Genomic DNA, 18,708 nt, shown 5'->3' with positions numbered 1-18,708 from the left:
TCTTGTATGAGCCATTGGTGGTCTGGATCTGGATAGGTTCAGGATTGTTAGCATTTGGTGGTGTCTTGTCACTCTCCGATCGGCGTCTACGCGTCGGTGCACCACGAAAGCGGACTGGGCAGAGCTCCGTTCCGGTGGCGGCGGAGTAGGGCAATGAAACGTCTATTTGCACTGTTCCCAATTACGATTGCCGGCATCCTGGGTGCCTTCCTGCTATGGGGACTGAATCCCGATCGCGATCCAAACGAAATCCCGTCTGTATTGATCTCGCAGCCGGTGCCTGAGTTCGACTTGCCGCCGGTCGAAGGGCTGGATACCCACGGGCTGTCCAGTACCGATCTGGTGGAAAATGACGGGTCAGCTCCGATCGTGGTCAACGTGTTTGCGTCCTGGTGCGTGCCCTGCCGGGCCGAACATGCGGTGCTGACGCGTATGGTACGCGATGAGGGCATTCGCCTGATGGGCATTAACTACAAAGACAAGCCGCAGGACGCGCGGAAATGGCTCGACGATCTGGGCAACCCTTATGAGCGCATCGGTTCCGACCTGGACGGCCGAGCCGGGATCGAATGGGGGATTTCCGGCGTGCCGGAGACCTTTGTGATTGATGGCGCGGGCAAGGTCGTATTCCGTTTTGTCGGCCCGGTGCTGGGCGGCGAGGCAATTTCAAAGATGCGCACCGCGCTGGATCAGGCGCGGGCGGCCGGAGGAGAGGCGTCATGATACGTCGCATTGTAATTACCGCGGTCACTCTGGCGATGCTGGTGTCGCAGCCGGCATTCGCGGTTGAGCCCGACGAGATACTTGCAGATCCGGTATTGGAAGAGCGGGCCCGGGCGATTTCGAAACAGGTGCGATGCGTGGTGTGCCAGAACCAAGACATCGACAGTTCTAACGCTGGCGTGGCGCGCGACCTTCGTCTGCTTGTGCGCGAACGGCTGGTGGCAGGCGACACGGACCAGCAGGTTATGGACTTTCTGGTTGCGCGTTATGGCGACTATGTTCTGTTCAACCCGCCATGGAAGCCATCAACTTACATTCTGTGGGTTGCGCCTATCGTCATCCTGGGGCTGGGTGGTATCGCGACTGCAGCGGTATTGACCCAAAATGCGCGCCGATATCGGAAGTCGCGAAAACAAGAGACGGAACGCGGCGCGAGCGAAGAACGGAATCCCGAAAACCATTCACTCACGGAGCCGCACGCATGATCTGGATTATCTTTTCATTCATGGCCGTGGCGGTGTTTCTGACGCTCGCCCTCTCCGGCCTGGGGCGCAAGACCTCGGACTTGTCGAGACGCGAAAGCGCCTCTGCCATCTTTTCCGACCAGATCGGCGAAGTGGAGAAGGACCTGGAACGAGGAATTATCTCAGCCGAAGAGGCCAAGGCCGCCAGAGCCGAGATAGAACGTCGCCTGAAGGCGATTGACCGGCAATCGGACGACAAAGCGATAATGGGCCATTCCGGGCGTGCGCTGATTTTACTTGCCGCGCTGGTAGTTCCAGCGCTCGGAGCCGGTCTTTATTGGCAACTGGGTAGTCCCTACATCCCGAGCCAGCCATTTGCCCAACGCGAGGGGGAGCAGGCCGAAGCCCGTGAAATCGCCGACCTTGCCGTGCACCTGAAGTCGCGGCTTGAGGCGGATGAAACCGGCGGGCCAACCGAGGGATGGGTGTTGTTGGCTCAGACCTATATGCGGATGGGACGCTTTGGAGATGCCGCAGACGCGTTCGAGGGGTTGCTGGACCGACCCAATGCGAATTCAGCGCTGGTGTCGCAATATGGCGAGGCGTTGGTCTATGCCGATGACGGTGTCGTTACGCCCAAGGCCGATCGGGCGTTTGAACGAGCCTTGGAACTGGACCCATCGAACCCAGCAGCGACATTCTACAAAGCCGTTGGTCTGGAGCAGGCTGGATCGCCTGATAAGGCCTATGACCTACTGAAGACGCGGATGGACGCCGAAGAGGAGTTCCGGCCATGGATGGAGAGTTTTGTGGCCCAGCTTAACCGCATCGCCCCGTCGATCGGACGGGCTCCGGTGAATCTGGCGGCTTTTGCCCCTTCCATGCCCGGCCCAACTGCCGATCAGGTGGCGGCGGCCGAGGAGATGTCAGACGAAGACCGGCAGGCCTTCATCCGCTCGATGGTAGAACGGCTTGCGAGCCGGATGCAGGAAAACCCAGGCGATCTGGACGGCTGGATGCGGCTGGGCAACGCCTATTCGGTGCTGGGCGAGACCGACGGCGCCCGGAACGCCTATGGCAGGGCAAGGGATCTGGCGGATGACCTGCCGCAGGGGGATCCGCGCAAGGTGGCAATCGACCGGGCATTGCTGGAACTGGGGGGTTGATTCCCGCAGCCCGGCGTGGATCGGGCCGGCGCCGACTTCGCGCTGATGCCCAGTGAGCCATCTGGAAAATTCCGGTTTAGGCTATCGCATGCCGATCTTTAGGAGGTTGAGACCATGAAAGTTGAAACGTTTTCTGATCTAATTGTCTGGACGCGGGAAATGCATCATTGGCTCGCCGAATGTTTGGCCCACTGTTCGACACAGTCAGAGCAGGAGTTGGCCAGGATGTTGCTTACCTACTTCGCCGATCATGAGGCTGCTCTGGAGAAAATCGTCGATGGTTTCGTGAAACGAGCCGATCCCAAAGCGCTCAACACCTGGGTATATGACTATTTGGGCAATGAGCCGATCGACCCACATCGCGCCTGCGACAGGCCGTTCGCACAGATGAGCGTCGATGAGATCTGCGAAGCGGTCTTCGATCTTCACAATCAGGTGATCGACTTATATCGGTATTTGCACGGGCGTGCCGAGATACCCGATGCACGCGAACTCCTTCAGGCGCTACTGGATATGGAAGAGCACGAGACCATGCGTTTAGCGCAGCAGAGCAACCGCGTCCGGGATATGTGAACTCCGGGGTCAGGATCCGCTTTCCACGGCTCCGCCCGCAATCGGCGCGGCCTGTTCCATCGCGTCGAGAATGGCGTTCGTGGTCAATATCTCTGGCAGGGCGATGCCTTCGGGGGCCGACGGGCCGTAGACGATGTTGAAGGGGATCCCGAACCGTCCATTGTCGTCAAGGAAACGGGCGATCACATCGTCGGGGCGGGTCCAGTCGGCCTGCATCGGAATTGCTTTGTCCGATTGCAGTGTTGCCAGAACCTCGCCGCGTTCCAGCACCAGCGCTTTGTTGGCCTTGCAGGTCAGACACCAGTCGGCTGTGACATCGACGAAAACCACCTCGCCGCGCGACACAAGGCGGGCGATTTCGGAGCGGCTGAAGGTAATCCATGGAATCTCTCCGGCTGCCTCAAGCAGCCTGGACCGGTCTTTGCCGGCAATCGCAACCGGTGCGGCAAACGCTGCGGTCAGCGTCAGCAACAGGGCTGTCCAGCGCAAAACGGGTGGCATCGTCGTACTTTTCCAGATCAATAGGACCAGAACAGTTGCAGCCAGCACGGTAGCAGTTGCAGCAGTGTCTCCGGCCACCCCGATCATCACCCAGACCAACCAGCCGATCGTGGTTAGCAGTGCCGCCGACAGGGCCCATTTTAATCCCACCATCCAACGCCCCGGTTTAGGCAGAGCGGTGGTGAGTTTCGGGTGCACTGCAACCAGCAAGTAAGGAATGGCCAGCCCGACCCCCATTGCGGTGAAGATCGCCACGATATCCACCGGTCGGCCGGTCAAGGCAAAGGCCACCGCCGTGCCGAGGAAGGGGGCCGAGCAGGGCGTCGCCAGAACTGCTGAAAAAGTTCCGGTCAGGAAATCCCCGACCAGCGACACGCGGCCCTTTTCGACATGGGCCAGCCGGGTGTTCAGCGACTGCGGCAGCGTGATCTCGAACAGGCCCGCGAGGCTGGCTGCAAAAACCGCCAGCACCACGATCATCACCGCAAGGAAAAGCGGATTCTGGAACTGGATGCCCCAGCCGACGGAATAGCCCAGCGACCGCGCCGCAATGGTGATAGCCGCCAACAGCCACATGAATGTCAGGATTCCGGCTGCCGAAGCCAGGAACCCGGCGCGAATCTGAGCCGCAGAGCGGTCGCGAGCCTTTACCGCCGAGGAAAGCTTGATCGAAAGCACTGGCAGTACGCAGGGCATGACATTCAGAATCAACCCGCCACCCACCGCCAGCAAAATGATCCAGACCAGCGCGCTGGCTGAAGTTTCGGCGGCCGCGATCTCATATGGTGGCGGGGTAGGGGGAGAGTCGGTACGGGGCGAAAACTCGGCCACGCGGTTGGTGTCGGTAACCGTGACGGACAAGGAGGGGGGGTCCTGTGCCAGAGCGAGGACCGGGAACTGCACCCATAGCTGACGCCTGTCGCCAGCGAGCCGGATGTCGGGTGCACCAAACGCGGTATCACGTCCCATGTCGGGAAAGACATCAGGCGCATCAAAGGGCAGGTCGCTGGTGAAATTCAGCGTCAGCATCTCGGACACGGTATCCAGGGTCGCGGCATCGGACTTCATTCCGCTTGTGTTTCCCGTGGTTGGCACCCGCGACAGAAAGGCATTTATAAGCCGGGCCGAGTCCTGATCCCGACCCGTTCCCTGAGTCAGCGACAAGTCCAGCGAAAACTCGACCGGCACACAGATATCGGAACAGATCAGCGTTGTCACAGCGGCCTTCAAGTCAACTGGCGCTCCGGGGTTCTCGAGTGTGACGGTCAGCGGAAAGACCACTTCGTCCTTGTACCCGAAATTCTCGATCCCGAAGGCGCGAAAACGGATCGGCGCGGGCCAGTGAAACTGTACGTCGCTGACGTTTTGCGAGCCGTTCCAAGTGATCTTGGGCGGAATTCCCACCTCACCAGGCGACTTCCAGTAGGTTTTCCAATCTTCGCCCAGTTTCAGATGCAGTCCTGCAGTGATCGTCTTGACGTCAGGCGCGATCCCGTCCTGCGCGGTAATTATGTGTGCGACCAGGGGCTCTGATTCATACGCTTGGGATGTAGCTGCAAGGCTTGTCCCGGCGGAAGTCTGGCCAAAGATTAACCCCAAGATCATAATACATAAATTTAGGAGTGTTCTTGCCATTGCGCGTTGCCATCGGTTGTTTTGCACCCGTCTCTGCCAGATTCCAGCGCTGGAGGGTCAACGAGCCGGAATGTCACATCCCCACGATCAGCTCACGAAACCTTCGCGCCCGTCTTCGCAGATGAAATAGGCCCCGCCATCCGCGCCCTCCCATTGAACCCGGCAACCTTGGGGCAGGGCGTATTCAGGCTGCGGCGGTTGCAGCGGGCATAGTTTAGGGCGTGGTGCGCAAGCCGCCAGCGAAAGAGCGGCCAGCGACACGGCGATCGACCTTGAGTACCGAAACTTCATGATTGAAGATTATTGCCGGGGTACCGTGTTCGGCCCCACGGGGACGTCGGTTGCCTTCGGCCGATCCGATTCCGAGTTGGTCGAATGGCAGGATTTTCCCATCGCCTTGTGCAACAAGAAATGTGCTCCAACGCACAGGATCAACGGTGCGAACAGACTCAAAGAGTCAGAAAGCCCGCCAACCATTCCGCCGGCGATAAAGTAGAGAGCGATCGGCGTCACCATGACAATGCAACAAGACATCATGCCCCATTTCATGATCTTGCCACCGGTAACCGGTGTTGCCGCTTGCGGCGCGTCTGCGGTCTGCTTTTCTTTCACGTTCAGCTCCAAAATTGGGATTGGAGACCTCTGGTAGCGCCTTCCCGCGATGGAAGGTCAAGCTGATTTGGCGCGAAGCGAATTTGAAGCAGACAAACCAGTTCTGCAATTCCCAGGGCGTTACTCGGTACATAGACGCGGTCCGAACCTGGAAGATTTCAGGGGATATAACATAGCAGGCATTGTCGTCCCGAGGCTTGGTGAAGGTTCAGGTTAAACACGAAGCTGCCTAAGTCACTTTATGCCTTGAAAACTCGCGGGTGGATCGTAGCGGTATCGAACGAACAATTGAATGGACAAATCTTCCCCCGTCGCGGATTGTCTAATCCCCTGGATACTAACTCCAGGCCCTAACCAGGCAACAGGAGGGCTATAAATGCTGACCAGACGACATTTTGTTGCAGCCTCGCTCGCCATTTTCTCTCAGCCGGTTCTTGGAGTGACGTCGGCGGCTGCCTCGCAATGGTCGGAGTGGGATGCGCAAGTAACGCCAGCCAATTTTGATCCCGCAACATCCAATCCCTGGGGGTTACACCCACGTTTCCTGCCTCAGCGTGTGCAAACCAATCGACCACTTATTCCGGGTGACATTCATGTCGACGCGGTGGCACGATATCTGTATTTCATCGAAGACGGTGGCACAGCAATGCGTTACGGCGTAGCCATTGCCCGAGGCAATCTTTACGAGCCCGGTGTCTACACAATCAAGCGAAAGGCCAAATGGCCGCGTTGGACTCCTACAGCCGAAATGATTGAACGCGACCCTGATGAATATGCGCAATTCGCAGATGGTGTGCCCGGTGGGCCGACAAACCCATTGGGATCAAGGGCGTTTTATCTGTTCGAAGGTGGTCGCGACACATACCTGCGAATTCACGGAACGCCTTATCCAAGATCTATCGGAGGTCGCGCAAGTTCTGGCTGCGTAAGGATGGCGATGCCACATATCATCGGGCTTTATGATCGTGTCAGGCCAGGGTCCACGGCTCATCTCTACCCTCCCGAGCGCCTTCTGACCGCGACCAGCTGATAGGCGCTTGTCAGGCGCGCGTACAGATTGGGCGCCCTTCAATAGTCCTGAGTGGCAGGTAGGTTGTTTCAACCGGCCCCACGTAGCGATACCAATAGCAACCGTCCTCGGGCATGATTTTAACGGCGTTCAGGTCCTGGCCCGGAGCAGCGATCTGGGCAACGGCGTCAGGAACTCGGGAAAGCGTTCCGGGCTCGCTTTCTGCAGATATCGACGTTGTTTCGGTGCAGGCGCCGACGAGCATAAGTGCGGCCAGTGCTTGGAAAGCTTTCTTGAAGCACATGGTGTTTAGTCCACTGTGTTTGTCATTTGTAGTACCTGATACCCTCGCATCGACGGGTGATCACATCAATTCACCAAGAACTAAGCAATTGTTAGCGTTGCTTTTTTGTGCTCGGTTGATTCAAGAAAGTCAGGTTTTGCTTAAAGCAGCCTGGAATTACGTCCAAGAAAAACTGCTTTTCCACAATGACTTGATGATTTGGGTCCGCCTTCCAAGGAAATATTCCTGCGCCGACGGCAACAACAATTCAGACGAGGCATCCCATATGAAATGTCATTTGCGTGTTGACCTTCCAGCGCAGGAACCGGGCATACGAGCTATTTGAGTCGGAAAAAAAGAATAAACTTTGGGATGGCAGGCATGAAACGGAGCAAAGAAAGAAAGGTTGTTACGCGACGTGAAGTGATTGCCGCGTTAGCTGCGACGACGCTTTTTCCAGCACCTGCCGTTTGGGCCCAATCAACGGCAACTGAGGGGACGCGCCGCAATGTTTCCTCATTCCGCGTTGCTAAATGGCAGGACCACTTTGATACCTTAAAAAACGGGGTAATCCTGTCCGATACACAGTCCAAGGTCATGCAATATTGGTCAGAAGACGAAAGCGTTTACCGGATGTATCCGACCAGTGTACCGCTCACGGAAGACCTTACAAGGCTGGGTTACACCACGGTTATTCGCAAGGTCGAAGGGCCATCTTGGCGACCAACGCCGGCAATGAAAGAGCGCAATCCAGCATGGCCTGACTATGTAGGCCCGGGTCCTGAGAATCCTCTGGGGACACATGCGCTCTATTTGAGCTGGCAATACTACCGCATCCACGGCACCAACGACACGCGCAAGATCGGGAGAAGATCCTCCAACGGCTGCATTGGCTTGTACAACGAGCAGATTGCGGAATTGTTCGAACTGGCCACTGTGGGCACTCAGGTAAAACTGATCTGACCTTGGTCAGGCCGATTTATTTTGCGCGCGTTGAACCTAAGAACTGACAATCATGTGAAGAACAGAGATGGATAAACTTACACTCTTGATCGGCGGAGTAGTGATCGCAGGCGCCGCCGCGTTCGTCTACAACTTAAATCAGCAACCAACAGGTCACTCGATGACGCCGCCCGATACGTCAGCACTGGAGCCAGGAGACCCAATCGAAAACGTCAATCTGCCGGAACAGCTAACCGAATTTGCGGCCGTCGGCAAAGTGGCATTCGACGCCAAATGCTCGGCGTGCCATGGCGCGAATGCAACGGGTCTGGAAGGCCTTGCACCACCTTTGGTGCATAAAATCTATGAACCAAGCCACCATTCCGACGAGTCATTTTATGTGGCAGTCCAGAATGGAGTTCGGGCACACCATTGGAAGTTCGGCAATATGCCGCCGGTCGATGGCTTGACCCGTGCGGATGTGAAAGGCATCGTGGCGTATATCAGAGAGCTGCAGCAGGAAAACGGGATTTTCTGAAGGTGACGAGCCGAATGAGCAGTGCAATTCGTTACATCATACTGTCAATGGTGCTGACCATTGGCGGGCTGCTTGTGACGGCCGATTCTGCTCATGCACATGGCAGTGGTTCACAGCACGTGATTGACCAAACGGACTCAGCGGACGTTGAGCATGTCAAGCAGGGTCATCCCGGACATTGTCATGGCGGAACGATTTGCAACGCTGTTGGTCTATTTTCGATGGGTCCACCACCGCCTGGCCCCCAAGATACTGAACAAAGATACTCGATCCCTCGAGCCCAATACCGGGTTCTCGGTATCGCGGCGTTTGACCCACCGCCGCCGCGTGTCCTGATCTGACCAGTCGAATTGCGCTCAACTTGGGCGCGTCGAAGCAGACGACAAGGACAAAACAATGAACATTCTAAAATTGACCACAGGCGTTGCCCTGGTTTCTCTGTTCGCAGCCGCCGCCCTGGCGCATGGTGGCGCAACCGGCATCGTCAAAGAACGCATGGATGGTATGTCCGCGATGAAGGACAGCATGAAGATCCTTACGCCGATGATGCAGGGGAAAACGCCCTACAATGCGCAAACGGTACGAAGCGAGGCCAAGAAAATCGGGCGTCACGCTGGCGAGAGCATGACAAAGCTGTTTCCAGAGGGATCTGATGGCAAACCCTCGGAGGCCAAATCGGAGATCTGGCAGGATTGGGGTTCATTTGCAGAGTTAGCCAGGCAGTTGGAAACCTACTCTGAAGGCCTTGTGCTTGCGGCGGACAACGGGTTGATGATGTCCGGGTCGGGCCATGGTTCGGGCATGATGGGCGGCGCATCCATGATGGGTGCCGGAATGATGGGCGGCAGTCCAAACCAGGCACAACTTTCTGAAATGCCGGCAGATGGTGTGTTCATGATGCTGAGCCAGACATGCTCGGCATGTCACACGCAGTTTCGGTCGGAATAGGAATGCGTCATGAGACCGATATTCCGATTGGGCCTTGCTGCCGCCGTAACGGCGTCAGCGGGACTTGTTGCCGTGATGGCTTGGCCAATTGGCCAGCCCTTACAAGCTCTCGACATTCAGGGTGACGTTAACCGCGGGGCTTATCTGGCAAGGGCAAGTGGCTGTATCGCTTGCCACACAGATTTTGCCAAAGGGGGCGCGCCCTTGGCCGGTGGGGTGGAGTTGGATACCCCGTTCGGCACGCTCTTTTCACCGAACCTGACCACAGATCCCGATCACGGGATCGGTGACTGGACAATCGAGGAGTTTGCTCGCGCTGTGCGTCAAGGCGTGTCACCCGGCGGACAACCCTACTACCCGGCCTTTCCTTATCCGTTCTATGCCAATTTCACGGATCAGGATATCGCCGATCTCTGGGCCGCCTGGCAAACGGTTGCACCGGTAGCGGAACCGTCAAAAGAGCAGGAAATGGCGTTCCCCTTCAATCAGAGATGGGGCCTGAAGCTGTGGCGCGCGGCTTTTCTGGAACCACCCCGTACTGATCCCGTGCCGGGCAATGACGAAGTGTGGAACCGGGGTCGGCTACTGGTCGAAGGTGCTACGCATTGTGCGGCCTGCCACACCGGGAGGAACCTGGCTGGCGCAAGAAATTCGGACACGGAACACTTCAAAGGAAGTGACTCCCTGCCGGGCGGTGACAAGGCACCGGCCATCGACTTTGAGACCCTGCAAAAGCGTGGTTGGACGGTAGATGATTTGGCCTACGCGTTGCGCACCGGCGTCATGCCTGATGGCGATGTCTTCGGCGGCGCCATGGGAGAGGTCGTAAACTATGGCACCAGCTTTCTGACAGACGAAGACCGGAAGGCAATGGCGACCTATCTGCTGGATGTGCACGACGGGGGATAATCGAGTGAGAGATCAAATTTTCTTTGGAGGGAAGTCCTCATGAAGCTCAATCGCAGGCAATTCGTTGCAGGCACGTCGGCACTAATCGCAGTGCCGACTATCGGGAGGGCGGCTACCGCCCCCCGAATAATCGAGGCGCGTTCAGGATTGGCACGTGTTGCCCCCGACAGCTATCCTGAAACCGAGATATGGGGATATGATGGCGGTGTTCCGGGCCCCGAAATTCGTGCCAGGCAGGGCGAAACGGTTCGCCGGACACTCCTGAACTCACTGCCTCAGCCTACGGCAATCCATTGGCACGGATTGCGGGTTCCGAACAATATGGACGGGGTGCCGGGCCTTACGCAGGAGGCTGTACCAACCGGCGGCGAATTTCAGTATGACTTGCCTCTGAAGGACGCGGGGACCTTCTGGTATCACTCTCACAACCAGTCAACGGAACAAGTGGCCAGGGGCCTTTACGGCGCGTTCATCGTCGACGAAACGGACCCGCCGGACACGGACCATGACATCACGATCCTTCTGGATGATTGGCGGTTGGGTAAGGACGCTCAAATAGTAGATGATTTTGGTGCAATGCATGATTGGACCCATGCAGGTCGCATGGGTAACTACGTTCACGCACGTATATCGCCCATGACCGAAGTTTTGACGAACCAGCGTTTGCGAATTCGAATGGTCAACGTGGCAACTGATCGGATCATGTATGTCTCAGTAGGTGGCGCAAACGGGAAACTGGTCGCTTATGATGGCATGCCTGTAAGGCAGCCAGAGGATTTTGAAACCCTTGTTTTCGGGCCTGCACAGCGAGCAGACTTAATTGTTGATGTCACAGCGGAATCGAACGAATCCGTTCAAATAACTCTTCACGAACGCGATGAATCGTTTGTCATCGCTGAGATTCCGGTTTCGGGAAGCGGCACATCTGCTAACCGCGGTGTGATCGCAGCCCTGCCACCCAACCCTGCTTCTTTTCTCGAAGATGTTTCTGACGCTTTGACAGTTCCATTGGTGATGGAAGGCGGGGCGATGGGCGGACTGCGTCAAGGCACTTTTAACGGCCGGGTCATGAGCACCAATGAATTGGTCCAGGAAGGGCAGATCTGGACATTCAACGGTGTCGCCGGGTTACCTGAAAACCCACTTGCTGCCGTTTCGCGTGGCGACATAGTCCGGATTCAGATGCAGAACGACACCGTCTTTCCGCACGCTATGCACTTGCACGGGACGCACTTTCAGGAAGTTCTGCCGAACGGCAGCCTGGGGCCGCTGCGGGACACAATCCTGGTTGACCGGATAGAAACGCGGGAGATTGCGTTCGTTGCGGATAACCCGGGGGACTGGCTGTTTCATTGCCACATGCTGTCGCATCAGGCCGCTGGTATGAAGACCTGGCTGAGCGTGGCGTGATGAACAAGAGCGCGGCGAAATGGGTGTCACTGGCTGCTGTGGTGATCATTGTCGCGGTCGCTGGCTGGGGCCTGGGTGGGCGTGCGCAGAACAGTTCATCGGCGGATTCGGCACGTGGTGCAGTTTTGTACGCCGAAAACTGCGCGTCATGCCACGGGGCAGATTTGGAGGGTCAGCCGGATTGGCAAACACCTGATCCGGATGGCGTCTTGCGGGCGCCCCCGCATGACCGAACCGGGCACACCTGGCATCACGGCGACAAGCTGTTGTTCGACTATACAAAGTTTGGCGGGGACCAAACTTTGAAACAGATGGGTGTCGCTGACGTCAAAAGCGGCATGCCAGGCTTCGGGGACACTCTGTCGGATCAGGATATCTGGGACATCCTCGCCTTCATCAAGGAGAGTTGGCCGGATCGGGAACGCAAGCTGCAAGAGCAACGCACCGAAGCAGAACAAACGGAAGGAAACTGATGTGAAACGAATACTTGCAGGCTTAGTCGCTATCGCCATGTCGATTGGCATTCCTATGGCACGCGCCGACGAGCTGTCTGACTCCGATGTAAAACGGCTGGCTCTCGAAGCCATTTTGGAAAACCCTGAGATCATCATGCAGGCGATTCAACTGCTTCAACAGCGCGAGGATCAGGCAAAAGCCGAAGCAATTGGAAGCGTCTTGGAAAATCAGCGTGAATTGCTGGAACAGGATCCGAATGCGCCTGTCATCGGAAACCCGGAAGGCGATGTAACCGTGGTCGAGTTTTTTGACTACAACTGCCCATATTGCAAACGCGCTGCCCCGGTCGTGAAAAACGTAATCGCAGGCGATTCCGATGTACGAGTTGTCTATCGAGAATGGCCCATACTCGGAGAAGGTTCCGACTTCGCGGCACGCGCCGCGCTTGCCTCACGTAATCAGGGAAAATATGAAGAATTTCATTGGGCGCTTATGGCTCTGAACGGTCGTGCCACTGAGGCCAGTGTACTGAAAGTTGTCCGTGAACTCGGCCTGGACGAGGATCAATTGCGCGCAGATATGGAGGCGCCGGAAGTCGACGCACATATTCAGGTGTCCATGGAATTGGCCCGACAGCTTGGCTTCAGTGGCACCCCCTCGTTTGTGATTGGAGATGCTCTTGCCCCGGGGCTGATCGCCGAAGATGAAATGACCCGGCTAATCGAGGCAGTCAGAGACGCAAGATAAAACCAAGGCGGCGACAGAATGCGCCCCTAAGTGTCTCATGCGATCGTGGCTTCGTATCCCTCGGACTTCAGCGCTGCAAGGATATGATCAAGTGAATTGGTGCTTAAGACACGTACCCTGCGGTTTTCCATGTCAAAGTCCAACTGTGCGGAGGAATCCACCGTGGCAACGGCTTTTTCGATAGCTGACTTGCAGTGCCCGCAGCTCATATCCGGGATATTTAGGGTCGTCATGGATGTTTGCTCCTGTGTTCCGTCGTCCCGGCTAAAGTATTCCAGCACAGGAAGGTCAAGTCGTGATTATTGGATCGTCAAAATTAGTGGCAAAGAAAGTCAGCCCCATCCCTTGACCTTCCACTTGCTGGAACCCTTATGTTTCCCGTCAGCAGAACATTGGTGGTGACAATATGACTGAAATTTCACATGCACGGTTTCAAGTTCAGGGTATGAGCTGCGCTTCTTGCGTAGGGCGCGTCGAGCGCGCGTTGAAAGATGTGCCAGGGGTAGATGCCGCTTCGGTTAATCTCGCCAGCGAAAGCGTTCAGGTCGATTTCCGCGATCCAGCCGATAAAGCGGCCATTGCTGATGCGTTAAACAGCGCCGGATATCCGGCACGGACGGAAGAGGTAACGCTGGATATTCAGAACATGTCCTGCGCATCGTGCGTGGGGCGCGTTGAGCGGGCATTGCAAGCAGATGATGGCGTCTTGTCCGCGTCGGTCAATCTGGCCACCGAAAGTGCAACTGTACGTTATGCTGAGGGAGTCACAACACCCGAAGCCATCGCGGCGCTTGCGGCATCTGCTGGCTATCCGGCGAGCCTGCGATCCGCGACGCAGACCGAACCACAAGACCGCAAAGCCAAAGAGATTCGCCAATTGGCCCGGCGAACAAGCTTTGCCGCCTTGCTCGCTTTGCCGGTCTTTATCCTTGAAATGGGCTCGCATGTTATTCCGGGCATGCACCACCTGATAGCGAGCACGATCGGCATCCAGAACAGCTATTACCTGCAATTCCTTCTGACCACGATCGTTCTTTTTGGGCCAGGTTTGCAGTTCTACACCAAGGGCTTCCCTTCCTTGTTCAAAGGCGCGCCGGACATGAACTCTCTGGTGTCCCTGGGCACTTCGGCGGCCTATGGGTTCTCGCTTGTTTCCACCTTTGCGCCGGGTGTTCTTCCCGCCGGCACCGCAAACGTCTACTACGAGGCCGCAGCGGTGATCGTGGTTCTCATATTGCTGGGGCGGTTCCTCGAGGCGCGCGCCAAGGGGCGAACTGGTGAAGCGATCCGAAAATTGGTCGGTCTGCAGGCAAAAACAGCGCGAGTTGAGCGCGACGGATCGGTTGTCGAGCTACCGATCGAGCAGATCGTTGTAGGGGATATTGTGCACGTTCGACCGGGCGAAAAAATCGCGGTGGATGGTGCCGTAGTGACCGGCGCGTCATATGTCGATGAAAGCATGATCACCGGCGAGCCGGTTCCTGCCGAAAAGACCGAGGGCGCAACTGTGGTCGGCGGAACAGTCAATGGCGCGGGCGCATTGACGTACCGGGCTGAAAAGGTCGGCGCAGACACTATGTTGGCCCAGATCATTCAAATGGTCGAACAAGCCCAGGGGGCCAAGCTTCCGATTCAAGGCCTGGTCGATCGCATCACGCTGTGGTTCGTGCCGGTAGTGATCGCTGTGGCCGTTGTGACTGTGCTGGTTTGGATGTTGTTCGGACCCGATCCCGCGCTCAGCCTGGCGTTGGTAGCCGGGGTTGCGGTACTGATCATTGCTTGCCCCTGCGCCATGGGGTTGGCCACACCCACCTCAATCATGGTCGGCACCGGCCGTGCGGCCGAGATGGGTGTCCTTTTCCGAAAGGGCGACGCCTTGCAAATGCTGCAGGAAACCACTGTTGTTGCGGTAGACAAGACAGGGACCTTGACCGAAGGGCGCCCGGAGCTGACCGACCTTATTGTGGCCGAAGGATTGGCCGAGGATGAGGTTCTGCGCCTTGTTGCTGCCGTTGAGGTCACATCCGAACATCCGATCGCCACGGCCATCGTGCGCGCGGCTGAAACCCGTGGTCTGGAGCTTTCGAAGCCAGAAGACTTCACGTCGATCACCGGTTACGGGGTAAGCGCCTCGGTCGAAGGCCATACAATCTTGATCGGGGCCGACCGCCTGATGAGTCGCGAAGGGGTTGAAATGGGCGCGTTGTCTGATCGGGGCGCTGAACTCGCAATCAACGGAAAGACTCCACTTTATGCCTCCGTAGACGGAGTTATCGCAGCCGTCATCGCCGTGGCGGACCCAATCAAGACCACAACGCCAGACGCAATTGAAGCTTTGCACGGACTGGGGCTGAAAGTAGCGATGATTACCGGCGACAATACCGCTACAGCCAAATCCATCGCGGCGCAGCTTGGCATCGATCATGTCGTGGCCGAGGTTCTGCCCGAAGGTAAAGTATCCGCGTTGCAAGATCTGCGCTCAAATGGCGGAAAACTGGCCTTTGTGGGTGATGGCATCAATGATGCCCCCGCTCTGGCGGCGGCTGACGTAGGAATTGCGATCGGGACAGGCACTGACATCGCCATCGAGGCGGCCGACGTCGTTCTGATGTCAGGCGACCTGACAGGCGTGGTCAACGCCTTCGATATTAGTCAGCGCACCATGCGTAACATCCGACAAAACCTGTTCTGGGCTTTCAGCTACAACACGCTGCTCATACCGGTTGCAGCGGGGGTGCTCTATCCGTTTGGCGGCCCGTTGCTGTCGCCGGTTCTGGCTGCAGGTGCCATGGCGCTGTCCAGTGTATTTGTCCTGACCAACGCGCTGCGGTTGCGCTGGGTTAAGCCGATCAAAGTTGGGCGAGAACAGATCTCGCAGAATGAAGAGCAGGCGCTGCGATCAGCGCCTGCTGAATAGAAAAGGAGAACCGCTGTGAATATCGGAGATGTAGCAGAACGTTCGGGTCTGCCTGCCAAAACCATCCGCTATTACGAGGATATCGGATTCATCAAACCCAGGCGCAGTCTGAACGGGTATCGACATTTCGACGAAAAGGAACTGCACAAACTGGCCTTCATCGGGCGGGCCCGTTCCTTGGGCTTTACCATTGAGGATTGCCGTTCACTACTGGCGTTGTACGAGGACAAAGAACGCGCAAGCGCGGACGTGAAGGATATCGCCAAACAGAACCTAAAAGAGATAGATGCCAAGATCGCGGACCTGAAGGCCATGCATGCTACACTGTCTCATCTGATCGACGAATGTGCTGGCGACCACCGCCCTGACTGCCCGATCCTGAAGAACCTCGGCCAAACTTAGATGCGCTCATCGTATGAACTGCCTCCGATTTTGGCAGTTTGTTACGTGTATTCGCGGGAATCCGCTTCATTTCGATACAGCGCACCAACTCACCTGTTTTTTCCTCCGACTGGCTTGAACACTCGTTACGTTCGTCCTAACTGCACGGGATGAAGTGGAAGTTTTTCTCAGTGTTGCGAATGACGTTTCTGACATGCGTCTGCTTGGCGATGACCTTCGTCGGCACTGTTGTGGTCGCGAGCAGTGACGTCAAAAACAGTAGCACCTCTGAGCCTCACGGCGTTTCAATGGCTGCAAAGTCATCAGACTTCAAACACGACCATAGCGGTTTGCATCCGACGACTGGCCAAATCCACACTGATAGCCACGTAAATCACAGCGGAGAATGTCATTCCGGCATCTGCTGCGTTGGTGAATATCCTACCCAAGTGAGTGTTGCTGTGTTGGCTACAGCTTTCGGGCAGCAAAACCGAAACATGGATTCGGAAACCCATCTGTCTCAGGGACCTCTGACTCCCGATCGTCCTCCTCAAATCTCCTGACATCCTCAGGCCCGCAAGCGCGGGCATTCATGTTGTTTCGGTTCCAGCATTCAATGCGACCGTCGGGAGATTATTATGCGTGGAAGATATGCGGCACTATCAGTACTTGCCTTGGCGTTTGGCCTGGGTGGAGGTGTCATTCTTGAAAGACTGTACCTGAATCCAATTGATCAGGGCCAGTCGAACGAACCAGAGGTCCTTTATTGGGTAGCACCGATGGATCCGAATTTTCGGCAGCCTGGACCTGGAAAATCGCCGATGGGTATGGATTTGATCCCGGTTTATTCTGGGCAGGAACCTACCGGCGACCCTGAAGAAGTCACCCTAAGCGCTGCGGAAATCAACGCAATTGGTGTGCGGACTGCGGTTGCACGCATGACTGATATCGAACCTCGCATCGAGACGGTGGGTTTCGTCGGCTTTGACGAACACCTGACCAATCACGTTCATACGCGTGTTGAAGGTTGGATTGAGCAACTGAAAGTTCGAGCGGTCGGTGATCGCGTTGAGAAGGGGCAAGTTTTATTTGAACTCTTTTCACCACTGATCGCAGCTGCGACCGGCGATCTTGTACGCGCAGTCGAAGCTGGTGACCCGCGGATTTTGGACGCGGCGCGCAATAAGTTGATCAGCCACGGTATGTCCGCTCGTCAGGTTGCTGAGATTGAGGCGGGCGGTGAGTTGGTTCGAAATGTGGAAATTGAGGCACCTCAAAACGGTGTCGTCATAGCTCTGAATGCCGCCGATGGCATGTACCTGCAGCCAGGCACGCTTGCGTTTTCGGTAACCGATCTTTCTGAAGTATGGCTGATCGTTGATGTATTTGAACGAGATATTGCACGTTTGTCGGAAGATATGCGCGCGATAGCAAGGTTCGAGCACCTACCCGGTCGCACCTTCGAAGGCGACATCGACTATGTTTACCCTGAGCTTGATCCGCAAACCCGAACTCTTCCCGTAAGGCTTAGTTTCGATAACACCGACGGCGTGCTGCGGCCGGGCATGTTTGGCAGTGTTAGCCTTATACCGGATGAAAGCCGAAATGTTCTCACTGTTCCATCAGAGGCGTTAATTCGTACCGGTTCGGCGGAACGCGTCATCTTAAAAACAGGCGATGGTACTTTTCGCCCGAGACTGGTGACTACAGGTCTTCGAGACAGTTTCGGCGAGGGGGGTCGAACAGAAGTTCTGCAAGGGCTTGAACCTGGTGAGGAAGTTGTCGCATCCGCACAGTTTCTAATCGACAGTGAAAGTGCTTTGAGCGCCGGTTTCACCCGAATGGCACCAACGGATACCGAACCAGCACGCGGGGCAGGCACCCTGGTTTCACTCGATGCCCAAAATCGTATGGCAACTGTTCGTCACGATGTTCTCGAAAGCCTCGATTGGCCCGCAATGACTTCGCAGTTTCCGGTGAGGTCTGGTGTTTCGCTCGACAGCTTGAGTGCAGGCGACGCAGTCGCTTTCGTGATCGCACGGGGTGCGGATGGGCTTCTGAGCCTGATGGAGCTTGCACCAGACGATGGTATTGCCGGAACTGGTGCCGGAATCGCGCGCGCCGTCACTTCAGACGGCAAATTGACGCTTGAGCACGGACCGATCCCCGAGCTCGGTTGGGCCGCCATGACAATGGATTTGCCTGTTGTAGGAGTAGATCTCACTACCGTGCCAATCGACATGCCAATTGAGTTTGATCTGGCTGAGGGAGAAGGGGGGATGTTCTCGATTGTGGCAATTCGCGAAGAGGGCTCGCCGCCGACGGATTCCGTTGAACCCGAAGAAACCGACACGCCTTCTGCTCCACCGATTGTAGTCACCGGCACGATCAACCTCGTTAATGCTGAGGCGGGAACGGCAACCATCACTCACGGGCCGATGACTGAGATTGGCATGCCCGGAATGACCATGGATTTCCCATTAGAACCTACATT

The 18,708-nt window shown here is 56.6% G+C and carries 21 protein-coding genes; 17 read left to right on the top strand and 4 right to left on the bottom strand.

The annotated features are described in order from the left end of the window. The first annotated feature begins 153 nt into the window (after positions 1 to 153). The 4 genes from AC2FLZ_RS19275 to AC2FLZ_RS19260 all read left to right on the top strand — a co-directional run bounded on the left by AC2FLZ_RS19275 (position 154) and on the right by AC2FLZ_RS19260 (position 2,926). Complete coding sequence (locus AC2FLZ_RS19275) at positions 154 to 723, top strand: DsbE family thiol:disulfide interchange protein (protein WP_170634734.1); 570 nt, start codon at positions 154 to 156, stop codon at positions 721 to 723. Next, positions 720 to 1,208, top strand: coding sequence for a cytochrome c-type biogenesis protein (locus tag AC2FLZ_RS19270; RefSeq protein WP_170417876.1), 489 nt, complete (start codon positions 720 to 722; stop codon positions 1,206 to 1,208). Before AC2FLZ_RS19275 ends, AC2FLZ_RS19270 begins: the two co-directional genes overlap by 4 nt. Further along, positions 1,205 to 2,353 (top strand): c-type cytochrome biogenesis protein CcmI, encoded by a 1,149-nt coding sequence (gene ccmI / locus AC2FLZ_RS19265; RefSeq protein WP_170634732.1) that lies wholly within the window; start codon positions 1,205 to 1,207, stop codon positions 2,351 to 2,353. Before AC2FLZ_RS19270 ends, ccmI begins: the two co-directional genes overlap by 4 nt. Positions 2,354 to 2,467: 114 nt before the next feature. After that, positions 2,468 to 2,926: an ATPase gene (locus AC2FLZ_RS19260; RefSeq protein ID WP_170634730.1), complete on the top strand. Its 459-nt coding sequence runs from the start codon at positions 2,468 to 2,470 to the stop codon at positions 2,924 to 2,926. 9 nt (positions 2,927 to 2,935) lie between these two features. Here AC2FLZ_RS19260 and AC2FLZ_RS19255 read toward each other — a convergent pair whose 3' ends face one another. The 3 genes from AC2FLZ_RS19255 to AC2FLZ_RS19245 all read right to left on the bottom strand — a co-directional run bounded on the left by AC2FLZ_RS19255 (position 2,936) and on the right by AC2FLZ_RS19245 (position 5,674). After that, positions 2,936 to 5,032, bottom strand: coding sequence for a protein-disulfide reductase DsbD family protein (locus AC2FLZ_RS19255; RefSeq protein WP_170634728.1), 2,097 nt, complete (start codon positions 5,030 to 5,032; stop codon positions 2,936 to 2,938). Between the two features lie 117 nt (positions 5,033 to 5,149). Beyond that, positions 5,150 to 5,353, bottom strand: a complete 204-nt coding sequence (locus AC2FLZ_RS19250; protein ID WP_496816555.1) for a hypothetical protein — start codon at positions 5,351 to 5,353, stop codon at positions 5,150 to 5,152. A gap of 9 nt (positions 5,354 to 5,362) precedes the next feature. Then, on the bottom strand, positions 5,363 to 5,674 hold the full coding sequence (locus AC2FLZ_RS19245; protein WP_267362933.1) for a DUF2933 domain-containing protein: 312 nt from the start codon (positions 5,672 to 5,674) through the stop codon (positions 5,363 to 5,365). A 376-nt stretch (positions 5,675 to 6,050) separates the two neighbouring features. Here AC2FLZ_RS19245 and AC2FLZ_RS19240 point away from each other — a divergent pair, with 376 nt between their 5' ends. From AC2FLZ_RS19240 to AC2FLZ_RS19195, 10 genes are all read left to right on the top strand, one after another. Continuing rightward, positions 6,051 to 6,704 carry a L,D-transpeptidase gene (locus AC2FLZ_RS19240; protein WP_170634726.1) on the top strand — a complete coding sequence of 218 codons (654 nt, stop codon included), beginning with the start codon at positions 6,051 to 6,053 and terminating at the stop codon, positions 6,702 to 6,704. A 113-nt stretch (positions 6,705 to 6,817) separates the two neighbouring features. Then, positions 6,818 to 7,312, top strand: coding sequence for a hypothetical protein (locus AC2FLZ_RS19235; protein ID WP_480860635.1), 495 nt, complete (start codon positions 6,818 to 6,820; stop codon positions 7,310 to 7,312). Positions 7,313 to 7,338: 26 nt separating this feature from the next. Beyond that, positions 7,339 to 7,929, top strand: a complete 591-nt coding sequence (locus AC2FLZ_RS19230; RefSeq protein ID WP_170634724.1) for a L,D-transpeptidase — start codon at positions 7,339 to 7,341, stop codon at positions 7,927 to 7,929. A gap of 67 nt (positions 7,930 to 7,996) precedes the next feature. Further along, positions 7,997 to 8,446 carry a c-type cytochrome gene (locus AC2FLZ_RS19225; protein ID WP_170634722.1) on the top strand — a complete coding sequence of 150 codons (450 nt, stop codon included), beginning with the start codon at positions 7,997 to 7,999 and terminating at the stop codon, positions 8,444 to 8,446. 153 nt (positions 8,447 to 8,599) lie between these two features. After that, positions 8,600 to 8,782, top strand: a complete 183-nt coding sequence (locus AC2FLZ_RS19220; protein ID WP_152460779.1) for a hypothetical protein — start codon at positions 8,600 to 8,602, stop codon at positions 8,780 to 8,782. Positions 8,783 to 8,842: 60 nt separating this feature from the next. Next, positions 8,843 to 9,394, top strand: coding sequence for a c-type cytochrome (locus tag AC2FLZ_RS19215; protein WP_170634721.1), 552 nt, complete (start codon positions 8,843 to 8,845; stop codon positions 9,392 to 9,394). A gap of 9 nt (positions 9,395 to 9,403) precedes the next feature. Beyond that, positions 9,404 to 10,303 (top strand): c-type cytochrome, encoded by a 900-nt coding sequence (locus tag AC2FLZ_RS19210; protein WP_050605716.1) that lies wholly within the window; start codon positions 9,404 to 9,406, stop codon positions 10,301 to 10,303. A 39-nt stretch (positions 10,304 to 10,342) separates the two neighbouring features. After that, positions 10,343 to 11,713, top strand: a complete 1,371-nt coding sequence (locus tag AC2FLZ_RS19205) for a multicopper oxidase family protein (protein ID WP_170634718.1) — start codon at positions 10,343 to 10,345, stop codon at positions 11,711 to 11,713. Continuing rightward, complete coding sequence (locus AC2FLZ_RS19200; RefSeq protein ID WP_170634716.1) at positions 11,713 to 12,186, top strand: c-type cytochrome; 474 nt, start codon at positions 11,713 to 11,715, stop codon at positions 12,184 to 12,186. Before AC2FLZ_RS19205 ends, AC2FLZ_RS19200 begins: the two co-directional genes overlap by 1 nt. Position 12,187: 1 nt before the next feature. Further along, the gene (locus AC2FLZ_RS19195; RefSeq protein WP_475190680.1) at positions 12,188 to 12,916 is read left to right on the top strand and encodes a DsbA family protein; all 729 of its coding nucleotides are present in this window, start codon (positions 12,188 to 12,190) and stop codon (positions 12,914 to 12,916) included. A gap of 35 nt (positions 12,917 to 12,951) precedes the next feature. Here AC2FLZ_RS19195 and AC2FLZ_RS19190 read toward each other — a convergent pair whose 3' ends face one another. Beyond that, the gene (locus tag AC2FLZ_RS19190; RefSeq protein WP_170417905.1) at positions 12,952 to 13,149 is read right to left on the bottom strand and encodes a heavy-metal-associated domain-containing protein; all 198 of its coding nucleotides are present in this window, start codon (positions 13,147 to 13,149) and stop codon (positions 12,952 to 12,954) included. Positions 13,150 to 13,322: 173 nt separating this feature from the next. On the opposite strand from AC2FLZ_RS19190, the gene AC2FLZ_RS19185 reads away from it, so the two are divergent. The 3 genes from AC2FLZ_RS19185 to AC2FLZ_RS19175 form a co-directional block, all read left to right on the top strand. After that, the gene (locus AC2FLZ_RS19185; RefSeq protein ID WP_170634712.1) at positions 13,323 to 15,833 is read left to right on the top strand and encodes a heavy metal translocating P-type ATPase; all 2,511 of its coding nucleotides are present in this window, start codon (positions 13,323 to 13,325) and stop codon (positions 15,831 to 15,833) included. 15 nt (positions 15,834 to 15,848) lie between these two features. After that, entirely contained in the window at positions 15,849 to 16,235 is a 387-nt protein-coding gene (gene cueR, locus AC2FLZ_RS19180; protein WP_152460772.1) for a Cu(I)-responsive transcriptional regulator, read from the top strand. Positions 16,236 to 16,852: 617 nt separating this feature from the next. Beyond that, positions 16,853 to 18,708, top strand: a 1,856-nt coding sequence (locus AC2FLZ_RS19175; protein WP_496882616.1) for an efflux RND transporter periplasmic adaptor subunit, incomplete at its 3' end; no start/stop codon positions are given.

The organism is Ruegeria sp. YKSF131, assembly GCF_059612645.1.
The sequence above is the reverse complement of the archived record's forward strand: the minus strand, read 5'-3'. Positions and strand labels throughout refer to the sequence as shown.

Bases quoted from the DNA above. Each gene is read 5' to 3' on its own strand.
- AC2FLZ_RS19275 (WP_170634734.1), top strand. From the start codon at position 154: ATGAAACGTCTATTTGCACTGTTCCCAATTACGATTGCCGGCATCCTG.
- AC2FLZ_RS19270 (WP_170417876.1), top strand. From the start codon at position 720: ATGATACGTCGCATTGTAATTACCGCGGTCACTCTGGCGATGCTGGTG.
- ccmI (WP_170634732.1), top strand. From the start codon at position 1,205: ATGATCTGGATTATCTTTTCATTCATGGCCGTGGCGGTGTTTCTGACG.
- AC2FLZ_RS19260 (WP_170634730.1), top strand. From the start codon at position 2,468: ATGAAAGTTGAAACGTTTTCTGATCTAATTGTCTGGACGCGGGAAATG.
- AC2FLZ_RS19255 (WP_170634728.1), bottom strand. From the start codon at position 5,032: ATGATCTTGGGGTTAATCTTTGGCCAGACTTCCGCCGGGACAAGCCTT.
- AC2FLZ_RS19250 (WP_496816555.1), bottom strand. From the start codon at position 5,353: ATGAAGTTTCGGTACTCAAGGTCGATCGCCGTGTCGCTGGCCGCTCTT.
- AC2FLZ_RS19240 (WP_170634726.1), top strand. From the start codon at position 6,051: ATGCTGACCAGACGACATTTTGTTGCAGCCTCGCTCGCCATTTTCTCT.
- AC2FLZ_RS19235 (WP_480860635.1), top strand. From the start codon at position 6,818: ATGATTTTAACGGCGTTCAGGTCCTGGCCCGGAGCAGCGATCTGGGCA.
- AC2FLZ_RS19230 (WP_170634724.1), top strand. From the start codon at position 7,339: ATGGCAGGCATGAAACGGAGCAAAGAAAGAAAGGTTGTTACGCGACGT.
- AC2FLZ_RS19225 (WP_170634722.1), top strand. From the start codon at position 7,997: ATGGATAAACTTACACTCTTGATCGGCGGAGTAGTGATCGCAGGCGCC.
- AC2FLZ_RS19220 (WP_152460779.1), top strand. From the start codon at position 8,600: ATGTCAAGCAGGGTCATCCCGGACATTGTCATGGCGGAACGATTTGCA.
- AC2FLZ_RS19215 (WP_170634721.1), top strand. From the start codon at position 8,843: ATGAACATTCTAAAATTGACCACAGGCGTTGCCCTGGTTTCTCTGTTC.
- AC2FLZ_RS19210 (WP_050605716.1), top strand. From the start codon at position 9,404: ATGAGACCGATATTCCGATTGGGCCTTGCTGCCGCCGTAACGGCGTCA.
- AC2FLZ_RS19205 (WP_170634718.1), top strand. From the start codon at position 10,343: ATGAAGCTCAATCGCAGGCAATTCGTTGCAGGCACGTCGGCACTAATC.
- AC2FLZ_RS19200 (WP_170634716.1), top strand. From the start codon at position 11,713: ATGAACAAGAGCGCGGCGAAATGGGTGTCACTGGCTGCTGTGGTGATC.
- AC2FLZ_RS19190 (WP_170417905.1), bottom strand. From the start codon at position 13,149: ATGACGACCCTAAATATCCCGGATATGAGCTGCGGGCACTGCAAGTCA.
- AC2FLZ_RS19185 (WP_170634712.1), top strand. From the start codon at position 13,323: ATGACTGAAATTTCACATGCACGGTTTCAAGTTCAGGGTATGAGCTGC.